An 11184-nucleotide genomic window follows, 5' to 3' on the forward strand; every position below is an offset into this window, starting at 1 on the left:
GGGTCCTTCCCGGACCACCGGCGGCTGGGGGCTGACGGCGCAGGTGGGCGGGCTGCTCGCCCGGCGGCCGCGGGGCCGCTTTGCGGCGGCGGGCGGTCGACGGCGCCGTACGGGCGGCGTCGCGGCGGGCCCGGCCCTCGGCCTTGGCCTGGTCGGCGGGCATCGTACGGCGGAACTCCGCCTCCTGGGCGAGCCGGTCGGCACGGGCCGCGACCGCGTCGACGCGGCGAGCGAGGCCCTGAGCGCGGGACTGCTCGGCGTCACGGCGGGCGCGGCCCTCGTCCTGGTCGCCGCGCTGAGCGTCGGCCAGGAGCTGCGGCCACTTCTCGCGCAGCCGTGTCGCCTCGGCCTCGGCGTCCGGGAGTCCGGACGCCTCCTGGGCGGCACGGCTGGCTTCGACGGCCCGGGTCATCGCCTGGCGGCCCTGTTCGACGTACGCGTGGATCGCCTCGCCGGAGGCGGTCGCGCGCTTCTCCTCGGCCTTGCGGCTGGTGCCCATCCGCCGCAGCTCCAGCCGCCCGAGTTCCTTGCGGTGGCTGGCCTCCCGCCAGGTCGTGCGGGCCGCGTCGGCGGCCGTGTCGGCGGCGACACGGTCGTGCCGGGCCGTGTCGGCGGCCTCGATGTGCGGCTCGGCGGCGGCGACGGCGGCCTGCAGCTGATGGAGGTTGCGCACCCGGGCGCCGGTGACCGCCCCGGTCGCCATGCCGTCCCAGTCGCGGGCGTTGGCGTGGGCGGTCTCCATCTCGCTCTGCCACGTGGCGATCTGGCGCCGGGCCTTCTTGATCTCGCCAGGGATCGCGTCGGTGGCGAGCGCTCCGTGCGGGCGCCGCCGCCGGTCGGTCCAGGCCGGGACCGACTCGGGCTTCGGCACGGACAGTGCTTCCGCCGGCACTTCCTGCCCGGCGGTCTTCGCCTGCCACTGAGCGAGGATGCGGGCGGCCGGGTCGCTGCTGAGCGCCGGGTGGTCGCCGGACAGCGCGGTCCCGCGCTCGATGCGGCCCTGCCGCATCATCTCGGTGGCACGGTCCACGAATTCGGCGGTGGCCGCCGCGTCCGGCCCGGCGGGCGGGCCGTCTCCGATCACGGTCTTGAGCTGGGCCCACCGGAGCTCACGGGCAACCTTGGACGCGGGGAACCAGATCCGCTCCCCCTCGCCGTCGACCAGGTCGTCGACCGTGAACGAGTAGCCGTTCATCTTCCCGGTGCTCGCCTCGTTCGCCCGGAAGCGGACGCCGACGTCGGCCAGGCCGGACTCGAAGGCGTCGCGGCCGAGTCCGCGGCTCGCGTCGCGGACTTCGCGGACCAGGCGGCGCAGCTCCTCACGCTCGGGCGGCACGGCAGCGTCCGGGCCCCGGCGCCGGTTCGACGCCTCCAGTTCGTTGTTGCGGACCTGCGGGCCCTCGGCGCGGAAGCGGTCGGCGGCGCGGACCAGGCCGTGCTCCTCCTCGATGCGGTCTGCTGCCTCGCGGGCACGCCGGTAGTCCCAGCGGTCGGTGAGCAGCTGCCCGCCCCAGTCGACGCGGGACACGGTGAGGTGGATGTGGTCGTCACCGTGGCGGACGGCGACCCACGGCGCCCCGTCGAACCCCATGTCCGCGATGAACGCCGTTGCGATGGCGGACCACTGGGCATCGGGCAGGATGCCGTCCTCGTCGGGCAGGGACAGCGACGTACGCCAGATCGGCGCGGTGATGCCCGGCCGCCGGCGGGCGGTGTGGTCGATCGCGCGGGCGACCTGGAGCGGGGTGCCGGTGACGTTGCCCGCGACGATCCGCGGGTTGATGTGCTCGTCGCGGCGGCCGGGTCCGAAGTCGTAGACCAGCGCGCCGACCGCGCGTTTCCCCTTGGTGATGTTGGCGATCACTCGGGGTCCGTGGGCCGCATCGGCTCGATGCCACGCAGGGACAGCGCGGCGTTGCCCACCTCGAACAGCGCCTGCTCGACTGCCGGGTGCAGGGCTCCGTCCTGGTGGGTGTAGCGGACGAGCTGGTTGAGGTTCGCACCGATCCGGACCAGCTCGTCGTACGCGGCCTGGCTCACCGGGTCCAGCGGCACCGGGCCGCGCTCGGCACCCGGGGCGGCCCCGTCGACCTGGTCGTCGAGGACGTCCTCGACGACCGCCCGGACCCACGCTCCGAGTTCGCGCCGGCCAGACGTGACGCGTGCCTCGTCCCACCTCTCCCGCTCGGCGTCGTTCAGCCTCACCGACACGGTGTGCCCGCGCCTCGACCCCGGCGTGCCACGTACCATCCCGCCCCCTGGCGTCCTCGGAAGTGTCCCGAGTTGGGACAGTCTCCAAGTCGTACCACCCAGCCTCGGCCGCCCCCCATCCGGACTGTGTCGCGGTCCGTGTCGCGGCCTGTGTCCCTGTGTCCCGTGCCGTGTCGCGGGCTGTGTCCCCGCACGTGCACTCGTGAAATTGCGCCCGGGGACCGTCACCCGGCACCGCCACCTGACCGCCACCCGGGGTGGCGGGTGACGGTCAGGTGGCGGTGCCTTGGCGGTGCTCTGGCGGTGCCGGGTGACGGTGCTGTCGGGGCGCTGACGACGACCACCACCCCCGCGCCGAGCGGCCCTCAAGGCCGTCTCGGTGACCGCCCCAACGGGGCGGTGTCCCCCGGCAAGCGCAGCGCAGCCGTGGGGCGAGGGCCGGTAAGCGAAGCGCACCGGCATACCTCGCTGCCGAGATTTTGGCGCGGGCCGGAGGGTCAGGTGACCGGACCGCGCCTTCTCGGCCTGGACGCTCCCGCGCCCGGTCACCGGCCCTCACCGACCACCGCCCGGAGCCCCCGGGCTCCGGTGCCGGCGCTTGCGTCGGCTGCCCCGCCGGACCACTCGGCTCAGCTCGTCGCGGTCGCCAGAGCTTCGCGGCGGCGGCGGTGCAGGAGGCTGAGGAAGGTCTCGGGCCCGTCCGACTTCCGGGCCTCGTCGGCGGCGGCCTGAGCGTCCTTGCGGGCCTCCCAGGCTCCGGGTGCCTGGCGGACGATCCGGTGGGCGCGGCGCTCCCGGTCCTGGCGGTCGAACTCGTCGCGCCAGACCTTCATGCGGGCGGCGAGCGTCTCCCGCTCCAGGCTCTGGAGTACCTCGTCGGCGGTGGGCACGGTCCCCGCCTCGAACACGTCGGGCTCCTGGACGTCGAGTCCCCAGGTGAGTCCCCAGGTCTCGATCAGGGCGCGTACGGCGGCGGCCCCGCCCTTCTCGGCGGCGTGCAGCAGGGCCAGGGGTCGGCCCGGGTGCCGGGCGATGTAGCGGTACCAGGTCGAGGCGGGGATGCGGGCGAGCGGGGTTCCAGCGGATGCCTCGTCGGCGGCGACCGTGCCGTCGGCGCGGTCGTCCAGCTCGAAGCCCATCTCCTTGAGCAGCGCGCGCAGTCCGTTGGACCAGTACAGGGCGCGGATGCCGACGGCGGCCTGGACGAACTCCTGCCAGAGCCGTACGTCGATCGGGTCGGCGTCCTGAACGGTGGCCGCGCGGGCGATCTCGAAGGGGGTGCGGTGCCCGCCCTGCCCCTGCTTGACGTCCTGCCGGGTCAGCTCGTGGGCGATGCCCCACTTCGTTTTCCCGTCCTGGCCCTTCATCAGGTAGCGGGCCAGCTTGCCGGACTCGCCCCGGTCGGGGGCGTCGATCTTCACGGCGACGGGCTTGCCGTCCTTCTCGCTGATCTCGATCGGCATCCGGGCCCCGGCCTTGACGAGCGCGGCGGCCCAGACCTCGAAGGCGAGGTGCTGGAGCTCCTGAACCTGACCGGTTGCCAGGGGCCGGGCCAGGAACAGGAGCACGTGGTAGTGCGCGTGCCATCCGTTCTCGCCGTGGGTGACCTCCCAGGCCCGGACGAAGCCGCGGACGCCGTACGTCTTCTTCGCGTCGCGCCAGGCCCGGCCCGCGTTCTGGCCGAAGCCGCGCTTCCATGCCTCGCGCTGCTTTTCCACCAGGTCCGCGAGCGGGTCACGGCGGTAGTGGCGCATGGTGAGCGTCATCATCACCAGGCCGCAGCTCTGGCACTCCCAGAACTCCCCGACCTGCTCCAGCTCGTCCTGCCGTACGCGGCGGATCGAGGTGGAGCAGCAGGGGCAGACGTGGACCGAGCCGCAGGTGACGACACCGGCGAACCCGGCCCGCCCGTTGCGGATCACGGGGGTGACGCCGCCCGCGAGGACGGAGAGCCCGCAGTCCGCGAGGCGCTGGAGGCCGGACAGCGGGCGGAGCGCCTCCCGGAGGAGGAAGGCCGCGTCGCGGGCGGCCGTGTCCGTGCCGGTCTCAGGCTTCGCGCCGGGGACGCCCCCGCTAAAGCCAGCGTCCCTTTTGCCCGCCTCGGGCAAGCCGCTGACCTGCATGTCCGTAGTTCTCGCGGTAGTACCAAGGCCGCGTCCCTTTTTGGTTCCGGAAGTGCCGCCCGACTGGTCGAGGGTGGGAAGGGCCTCACTCCGCGCAAGTGCCCGCTTTGCCCGTTTTTTGCAGGCTTCGGAGCAGTACACGCGGGGCCGCTTGCCGGGCGTGCGGGTGATCGGGGTACCGCAGTGGCACCGGGGTCCGGCGGGGCGCGGTAGCGCCACCTGCGCGGTTTCTCGTACGCTTGTCAAAGCAACGTGTCCGTTCGGTGTCGACTACCGAGTGGAGGCGGCGACCCCGGGAGGTCAGAGACCCGGGGTCGTGCCATGTCTGGGGTTGATCCTGGCATCTATTGGGGCGGGGTGTTCCCCCGACTCACCAGACGTCCTGTGTGACGCCTGTGGTTTGACGGTTCGCAGGAAGCCCCGCCGGTGATCCGGCGGGGCTTCTCGCGTGTCGTCAGGCGTTGTTGCGGTTCTCCGCGTTGCTGCGCTGGGACGGCTGGGTGCGCGGGGCGTCGGTCAGCCAGGCGAAGGGGCGGGTGATGTCGGCCTCGGCGAAGACGCGGATGGCCGCGCCGGCCACGGTGCCGGGCTCGACCCGGGCGCCGACGAGGGAGGCCAGGAGTCGGGCGCCGTGCCATTCGCAGCCGGGCGCCGCGTTGCCGTGGGCATCGTGCACGGTCACGGCGTCGTGCGGGCCGACGCACGGCGTGGGGTCCTCAGGGTGGGAGGCAGTGCAACGGTCGGTCGTGTCCATTGGCAGATCCTTTCAGTTGATGTCGGCCGCTGTGTCGGGTTGTGTCGGCAGTCGAGGAGCGGCTGTTCCGGCTCTCCGCCCGTCCCGACCGGTGCCGGAACGGACAGGCAACCGTCAGCTCTCGTCGGCTCGGTTGCCTTCGCAGGTGTCGCAGATCGGCACCTGCCAGTCCTCGTTGTTGACCTCCCAAGCGAACGGGTCACGGCGGACCATCACATCGGGCTTGGCCTGGTGGCAGAACTCGCACTCCATCGGGTGACCTCCTTCGCTCAGACCGCGGTGGGCTGGGTGACGCGGTGCCAGGACTCGCGCAGTCGGCCCGCCCCTCCGACGTAGCCGAGCTCGCGGTATCGGGTCTCCATCTCGCGGTAGGAGCGCGGGGGATCGGTCTCGGTCACGATCATGTGTACGACGGCATCCATCTCGACGTCGGAGAGCTGGACACCGGGTGCGGGGGCGTCGGCCGTGTCGGCCGTGTCGACGGCCGTGTCGGCCGTGTCGGGCAGCGGATGTGCGGGCGTGTACCAGTTCTCGGGGACGGCCTCCTGGACGAACTCGGGCTCGGGCTCGTCGAACTCGGGCTCGGGGGAAAGCGGCGCGGTGAGCTCAGGCTCGAACTCGGGCTGGGGCGCCGGGGCCGACGGGGCGGTGCGCGTGCGCTGCTGGAGCGCGATGGCGTCGGCGTCGGTGATTCCGGCTCGGAGTGCGAGGGCGAGCAGAGTCCAGCACAGCGCGAGCAGTGCGGACATGACGACGAACGTCACGGTGAGCAGGTCCCGGCCGCCTTCGTGAAGGTGGGCGGTGATCTCTGCTCCGTAGCCGATGGCCATTACCGCACCGGCCGTGGCCTGGACGCCGTTGGACCGGGTGACCGCGCTGCTGAGCAGGATGAGTTCGGCCGCGAGCACCAGGACCTGGAGGGCGACGGGCAACGACCAGGCTGCCGGGGCCGGCAGTTCGGTGGGGAGGTAGCCGCGCAGGGCCCACACCTGGACGGCGGCGAACGTGCCGCTGCAGAGCAGGAGGACCCAGAGGCTGACGTAGGTGATGTAGCGGTAGATCGCGGTGGTAGTGGTGCGCATCTGCTGCGCGACCATCTCCCGTACGAGCAGATCGGCCGTGTCGGCGCCCGTGTCACGCGAGGTCAGGGCCGTGTCGGTGGTGTGTCGAGCCATTACCGGCGGCTGGACGGCAGACATGTTGTGCTCCTGGGGTAGAGGTGGCCGGTCCGGCTGAGCCGGACCGGCCACCTGGACGGGGAGGGGGTCAGCGGCCCCGGGCGGCCTCGGCCGCCCGCTGGGCGGCGGCTGCGGCCTCGGCCGCTCGCTGAGCCTCCGCAATGCGCTGCTGGGCAAGTGCGTCGGCGGCCTGCTGATCGGCAATCTCGCTCATGTCACTTGCCGCCCTTCGGGGCGCCGGGGACCGGCTTCTCGGGGGCCGAGAACCAACCGCCGCGGCTCGACTGGTACGTCGGCCCGGAGTCCTGGTCCCTCTCGGGCAGCTTGTCGCGCAGCTCGGCTTGGGAGATCGTCTTGCGGAATGCCACGATGGGCTCCTGTCTCTGCGGAGATGGAGCGCGGGGCGACCGTCCTACTGCCAAGAAAGCCGGTCGTCTCGCGCGGTTATTTGGTAGAGCCGTGGGTCTGTCCGGCTCCCCTCACCGCCCGGTCGTGCCGGGCGGATCGGGCAGCCGTCAGGACGCCTGGACGACAGTCCAGCGGGCGGGGTTCTCGGGGTCCTGGATCAGCCGGGCAGTGGCCTCTCCACCCCTCTCCGACCCCTCTCCAGCCCCTCTCCGCCCCTCTACACCGCTCTCCGCGCGTGTGCTCTGACCTGCGTCTCCACCCGTGGAGAGCGGTGTAGCTCCACTTTTGGAGAGTTCCTTGGAGGGGAGGGGAGGGAGGTCATCGCGGTGCACCCCGGACCGCCCCGAGATACCCCCCGCACGCACACTCCTGCGGGTGGGAATCTGGTGCTCACGGAGCAGCTGCCGGAGGGCCTCGTCGGGGGCCTCCTCAGCCCCCGGAAGACCACCCCTCATCGCGGGGTAAAGGACCCCGAGGTGGACCCCCTTCTCCGCCCCGATCTCGGCCCTCACCAGAGCGATCACGGGGGGCTCGACGGGGGCCTCCCCCTCGCCCTCCTGCTCGCCCTCCTCCTCGCTCTTCTCGACGGGCTCCGGGGGCTCCTTCGCGTACAGCGCGGCGAGCACCCAGATCCCGGCCGCCGGGACGAGCAGGACCGGGGCCGCGTCGACCAACTTCCAGACGACGCCGCCACCCACGAGCAGGGCGATCCCCCGGCCCCAGACTCCGTACTCGGCTGCGGCTCCATCGAGGTCGTCGCGCCGGCCGTTACGGCACCAGGCCGCAAGACCCTGGGCACAGCCGTGGCACATCCACCGACTCCCCTGCCACAGCCGGGCGATGGCCTCGCTGAACGCCTCCCGCATCTCGCGGACGGCTGCCTGCCGCTCCGTCTCCTCCTCGGTGGCGGGCTCGCCCGCCTCCTGGTCTTCCTCGACGACGTCGAGCTCGTCGGCCAGCTCGGTCTCCTCGACCTGCTGCGGCTTCTTGAACAGGCTGATCACGTTCATGCTCACAGCGGCAGCGCTCCGTTCAGCGCGTCCTGGAGCCCGCCACCGACCGTGTTGTAGGCGTCGGGCACCCACTGCATCAGCTGCGCGAACCCAGCAGTGGCAGTCAGGGTCAGGCCGACGAACAGGCCGCCGACGATCTTCTTTTTGCCCTCCTTGCCCGCCGCCTTGAACGAGACGACGCCGAGGATCAGGGCGATGACGACGACGCACGCCCCGGCGGGGGTCAGGCTGCCCATGCTCCCGGACGCGATGGCGCCGCCACCGGTGCCGGTGACCCGGGAGACGCCCCAGTCACCGGCCGAACTGCCCGCGCTCGCCGTACGAACGGCGACCCAGCCGAGCAGGCCGCCGACGCAGAGCGTCCAGCTCGATCCCTGGATCAGGCCGCCCGCGAAGGGGACCAGGCTCTTGATCTCCCGGTTGCTCTTCCACCAGGCACGGACGTTGACCGCCAGGATGCCGACCGACACGGCCGCACCGCTCATCGTGAGGACCGCGTTCATCGGGTCACCCCCGTGAAGAGCTGCACGACGTCGTACCAGGACATCGCACCGAACGCGCCGACCGTCGTCACGGCAAGAGCCCACAGACGGGGCGCCGTCGGGCCGACACGGGTCAGCAGCAACCCCGACACGGCGAGCGGCACGAACCCGACCGCGTAGCCGCTGCCGATGCTCATCCCCCGCGCCTCCGACACGGTGTAGTGCCAGATCGTCGCGGCGCTCTCCCCCACACCGGGGATCGGCGCGACCGCGAGGAAGAGCGCGACGGCACCGCGCCACGTCATCAGCGGCCGGAGCAGCCGGGCGACCATCGCCCGCAGCCGGTCACGCCACGTCAGTTCAGGCTCGACCACGGGGAGCATCTCGACCAGCACCCGCAGCTCGATCGGCCCCTGCGGCTGCGGCTGGCCGCCCCACGGCAACCCGCTCCCCCACTGCGGCGGGAGCCCCGGAGGCACGACCGGAGGAGCGGGAGGAGCAGGCGGAGCCTTCGGCGCGACCGGGGCAGACATCCTCGGCGCCGGCGGTGCGGCCGGAGGAACCGGGGCACCCGTCGGCGGGGCCGCCGGAGGAGCGGGGATCACCCGGGTCGGGGTGATCGGGGTGCTGGCGCTGGTGCCAGGAATCGCGGCGGTCACAGCCGCACCCCCAGCCGGTTCAGCAGTGCGCGGACCCGCAGTTCGTCCCCGCCGGGAAGAGCAGCGCCGTTGGACTCACGCGCCTCCCACTCGTACCCGCCCGGCAGCACCAGCCGCGTCACGATCCCGCACTCCTCAGCCTCCGGACCACGCGCGTCGTCCTCCCGCGTCTGCCGCTCCACCTCCTCGTCCAGCCCCACCCGCAATACGCGGGCCACCCTCTCAGCCACAATCGACACGTCGGTTCCCTTCTCCACACCCTGGATTGGTCCGACAGCGGCCTCATGGGTTGCACCCCATGAGGTCGCGCCGCCACAGCCTGTGAACTGCTGTGGGACTAAAGTGGCCTAGCCGCTAGTCCACTGTCAAGCCTGTGGGCTAGCCTGGTGTCGTCACCGCAGGAACACAGGAGGAATCCGATGCCGAAGATCGAACGGCCCTTGCCGCCGTACATGCAGGTCATCGCCCATATCCGCGACCAAATCGACTCGGGCGCGCTCCGCCCGGGAGATCTGATCCCGTCAGACCGGGCGATGGCCGAGGAGTGGGGGATCAGCCGGGCGACCGCGCAGAAGGTCGTCACAGCCCTCAAGGCACACGGCCTTGTCGAAGCCGTTCAGGGCTCGGGTACACGGGTCCGTGCATCCGCCGATCTGCTGCATCGCAGTGGGCGCGACCGCGCGAACTCCGTCCGTCGAACGGGCAGGATCTACACGGCGGGGGAGTACGCCCGGATCGTGACCGCCGAGCTCGCGCCGGCGCCCCAGGACGTAGCCGAGGTCCTGGGCATCAGCGAAGGCGCTCCGGCTATTCGGCGGGTACGAGTCACGTACAACTCCGATGACCAAGCCATCAGCGCATCGACGAGCTGGTACGACGGCGCACTCGCCGCAACTGCCCCCCGCCTCCTCGAAACGGAACGGATCAAGGAAGGCTCCTGGGCCTACCTCGAAGAGCAGACCGGACTCACAGCCACCTACGGGCAGGATCGTCTCTCCGCACGCCTGGCCACCCAGGAGGAGGCGGACCTGCTCGGGCTGACGCTGCCCGCAGCAGTCAAGATCGCCCGCACCATCCTGCGCGACGCGAACAGCGTTGCTGTCGAGTACGGCGTCAGCGTCAACGGCAACGGCCGCGAGTCCATCTACGACTACGACGTCAGCTGAACGAACACACCCTCGATCTCTGCGCGCGGCCCGTCCCAAATCAGGGGCGGGCCTTCGTCGTTCCTGGGGCGCCCAATGCCCGTAATCCTCCGTGGCCTACCCCCGGGCGACTGCGACGAGCGTGGGGCGGTGAAAGACGGCTGGCGGCGAGAGGGGTGGGGTCGCGGGGCGTCTCGCGGCCGTCTGCGGGGCGATCACGGGGCCGGTCGCCGTACCGCCGCCGTCACGGATGACGGGCGCGTACGCGGCCCTGCGGCACCGGAGATGGGCGGGCGGGGAGCAGCTGCTGCCGCGAAACGGCTGATGCCCGGCGGAAGACGGCGAAGCCTTCGGTGCAGGCGCGTCCGAGCGCGGGTGCGTGTCGTTCAGGCATCCCGTGCCGGGAGCCCCTGGCCGTCGGTGTCGATCCCGTACCGGGCGAGCCGGAGCGCTATGTCGTCGTCCTCCCACAGCGGTGGGTTCGACGGCGTGGCCGGCGGATCGGGCACGACGTCATCGGCGGCGACCGCGGCTTGGACGGCGGCGGGCTCCTTGCCCCGGTCCTTCTGCATCGGCAGGCCCAGGCGGCGGGCCTCGAAAGCACGCTGCCGGTGGCTGCGCTTGCAGTACCGGCGCGGGGACCAGGAGCCAAGCTGGCTCACCGCCTCCCCGCACCACTCGCAGGACAGGTACTCGACCCCGGCGACCCTCTGTGTCGGCAGTTCATCGCTCATCCGTCGACCGTAGCCGTCACTGTGACGGCTCTGGTGGGCGGCCGGGCCACGTGTGTCGGTGGCCGTGTCGCCCAGGTCCGGAGGCGTGCCGCGCGCCGGATAGCCGTCACAGTGACAGCTATCCGGACCAGAGAGACCCGTCACTGTGACGGCTATGGAGCGCTGGGTCCGTCACACTTCGATCATGACCAGCACGCGACGCCCCTTGGGCACCGGTCCGGCGATGAGCCCCGGCAGCACGTCGTCTCCAGTGGCCTCGCGGCTGCTGCCTGCTGAGCGGTTGGCGGCTGATGCGGTTGAGCGTCTGCCTGCTCCGGTTCAGCAGGCGCGGCGACTGCTCGGGCACGGGACGGCGGGGGCGGTGTCGCCCGGCGCGACCGGTGCCGGCCACGACGATTCCGCATCGCGCCGGGTGATGCCGACCTGAGCGGGGGTCCGGGGGGCGGCGAAGTCCCCCCAGCGGGTCCTTCCCGGACC

The 11184-nt window shown here is 72.1% G+C and carries 15 protein-coding genes; 2 read left to right on the plus strand and 13 right to left on the minus strand.

Annotated features, from left to right (window positions below; genetic code table 11):
• From JGS39_RS41515 to JGS39_RS29110, 12 genes are all read right to left on the minus strand, one after another.
• A partial coding sequence (locus tag JGS39_RS41515) for a relaxase/mobilization nuclease domain-containing protein (RefSeq protein ID WP_219572605.1) occupies window positions 1-1864 on the minus strand: 1864 nt, incomplete at its 3' end.
• A complete protein-coding gene (locus tag JGS39_RS29065; protein WP_219572607.1) occupies window positions 1861-2205 on the minus strand; it encodes a MobC domain-containing protein in 345 nt (114 codons plus the stop codon). The genes JGS39_RS29065 and JGS39_RS41515, both read right to left, overlap by 4 nt.
• A 635-nt stretch (window positions 2206-2840) precedes the next feature.
• Window positions 2841-4334 carry a protein rep gene (locus tag JGS39_RS29070; protein WP_219572609.1) on the minus strand — a complete coding sequence of 498 codons (1494 nt, stop codon included), beginning with the start codon at window positions 4332-4334 and terminating at the stop codon, window positions 2841-2843.
• A 454-nt stretch (window positions 4335-4788) separates the two neighbouring features.
• Window positions 4789-5088, minus strand: coding sequence for a hypothetical protein (locus JGS39_RS29075; RefSeq protein WP_219572611.1), 300 nt, complete (start codon window positions 5086-5088; stop codon window positions 4789-4791).
• Between the two features lie 114 nt (window positions 5089-5202).
• Window positions 5203-5340: a hypothetical protein gene (locus JGS39_RS29080; RefSeq protein WP_219572613.1), complete on the minus strand. Its 138-nt coding sequence runs from the start codon at window positions 5338-5340 to the stop codon at window positions 5203-5205.
• A 17-nt stretch (window positions 5341-5357) separates the two neighbouring features.
• Window positions 5358-6287: a hypothetical protein gene (locus JGS39_RS29085; RefSeq protein ID WP_219572615.1), complete on the minus strand. Its 930-nt coding sequence runs from the start codon at window positions 6285-6287 to the stop codon at window positions 5358-5360.
• A gap of 67 nt (window positions 6288-6354) precedes the next feature.
• Window positions 6355-6480, minus strand: a complete 126-nt coding sequence (locus JGS39_RS41520; protein ID WP_264302818.1) for a hypothetical protein — start codon at window positions 6478-6480, stop codon at window positions 6355-6357.
• Between the two features lies 1 nt (window position 6481).
• Window positions 6482-6634, minus strand: coding sequence for a hypothetical protein (locus JGS39_RS29090; RefSeq protein WP_219572617.1), 153 nt, complete (start codon window positions 6632-6634; stop codon window positions 6482-6484).
• Between the two features lie 147 nt (window positions 6635-6781).
• Window positions 6782-7690, minus strand: a complete 909-nt coding sequence (locus tag JGS39_RS29095; protein WP_219572619.1) for a hypothetical protein — start codon at window positions 7688-7690, stop codon at window positions 6782-6784.
• Window positions 7687-8190 carry a hypothetical protein gene (locus JGS39_RS29100; protein WP_219572621.1) on the minus strand — a complete coding sequence of 168 codons (504 nt, stop codon included), beginning with the start codon at window positions 8188-8190 and terminating at the stop codon, window positions 7687-7689. Before JGS39_RS29100 ends, JGS39_RS29095 begins: the two co-directional genes overlap by 4 nt.
• On the minus strand, window positions 8187-8612 hold the full coding sequence (locus tag JGS39_RS29105; RefSeq protein ID WP_219572623.1) for a hypothetical protein: 426 nt from the start codon (window positions 8610-8612) through the stop codon (window positions 8187-8189). The genes JGS39_RS29100 and JGS39_RS29105 overlap by 4 nt, the downstream gene beginning before the upstream one ends.
• 212 nt (window positions 8613-8824) lie before the next feature.
• Window positions 8825-9067, minus strand: coding sequence for a hypothetical protein (locus JGS39_RS29110; protein ID WP_219572625.1), 243 nt, complete (start codon window positions 9065-9067; stop codon window positions 8825-8827).
• Between the two features lie 180 nt (window positions 9068-9247).
• Here JGS39_RS29110 and JGS39_RS29115 point away from each other — a divergent pair, with 180 nt between their 5' ends.
• A complete protein-coding gene (locus tag JGS39_RS29115) occupies window positions 9248-9994 on the plus strand; it encodes a GntR family transcriptional regulator (protein ID WP_219572627.1) in 747 nt (248 codons plus the stop codon).
• Between the two features lie 365 nt (window positions 9995-10359).
• On the opposite strand, the gene JGS39_RS29120 is transcribed toward JGS39_RS29115, so the two are convergent.
• Window positions 10360-10707: a hypothetical protein gene (locus tag JGS39_RS29120; RefSeq protein WP_219572628.1), complete on the minus strand. Its 348-nt coding sequence runs from the start codon at window positions 10705-10707 to the stop codon at window positions 10360-10362.
• A gap of 184 nt (window positions 10708-10891) precedes the next feature.
• Between JGS39_RS29120 and JGS39_RS29125 the strand changes: the two genes are divergently transcribed.
• Window positions 10892-11134 (plus strand): hypothetical protein, encoded by a 243-nt coding sequence (locus JGS39_RS29125; protein WP_219572629.1) that lies wholly within the window; start codon window positions 10892-10894, stop codon window positions 11132-11134.
• Window positions 11135-11184: the final 50 nt, after the last annotated feature.

Source organism: Streptomyces poriferorum, from assembly GCF_019399235.1.
Classification (GTDB): Bacteria; Actinomycetota; Actinomycetes; order Streptomycetales; family Streptomycetaceae; genus Streptomyces; species Streptomyces poriferorum.